Source organism: Microtetraspora sp. AC03309 (assembly GCF_020826795.1).
GTDB classification, from domain to species: domain Bacteria; phylum Actinomycetota; class Actinomycetes; order Streptosporangiales; family Streptosporangiaceae; genus Microtetraspora; species Microtetraspora glauca.
In genome coordinates this window covers 1-799 of record NZ_JADDIL010000281.1, presented here as the reverse complement: position 1 = coordinate 799, position 799 = coordinate 1, and the positions used below count along the sequence as shown (strand labels likewise).

General features: G+C 64.0%; 1 protein-coding gene. It reads left to right on the top strand.

The genetic code is table 11. The features are described 5' to 3' along the window. Positions 1-666: phosphate ABC transporter ATP-binding protein (locus tag IMZ11_RS42840; RefSeq protein WP_228649329.1), on the top strand; the 666-nt coding region annotated here is incomplete at its 5' end. Positions 667-799: the final 133 nt, after the last annotated feature.

Here is a 799-nt window from a genome sequence, read left to right as displayed (position 1 = left end):
CCGTCGGGTTGCGGTAAGTCGACGGTGCTGCGGACGCTGAACCGTATGCACGAGGTGATCCCCGGTGCCCGCGTCGAGGGTTCGGTGCTGCTCGACGGCGAGGACATCTACGGCGCCGGCGTTGACCCGGTGGGGGTACGCAAGACCATCGGCATGGTGTTCCAGCGTCCGAATCCGTTCCCCACCATGTCGATTCGTGACAACGTGGTGGCGGGGCTGAAGCTGCAGGGCGTGCGCAACAAGAAGACCCTCGACGAGGTCGCCGAGCGCTCGCTGCGTGGGGCAAACCTGTGGAACGAGGTCAAGGATCGGCTGGACAAGCCCGGCGGCGGTCTGTCCGGTGGTCAGCAGCAGCGTTTGTGCATCGCGCGTGCCATCGCGGTGCAGCCCGACGTGCTGCTGATGGATGAGCCATGTTCGGCGCTCGACCCCATCTCGACGCTGGCCATCGAAGATCTGATCTCCACGCTCAAGCAGGATTTCACGATCGTCATCGTCACCCACAACATGCAGCAGGCTGCCCGCGTGAGTGATCAGACCGCATTCTTCAATCTTGAGGCCACCGGTAAACCGGGCAAGCTGATCGAGATCGATGACACCGAGAAGATCTTCTCCAACCCGACCCAGAAGGCGACCGAGGACTACATCTCCGGTCGCTTCGGCTGAGTTTCTTCGGCTAGGGCGTCAGCACGACGCGGGTGCCCGAGGGCTCGCCGCCGTCCCACACCTCGGCTACGTCGGCCAATGCCCTTGGCTGCGTGCGTAGTTCCAGGCGCCCGTCGGCGACCATGGCGAACAA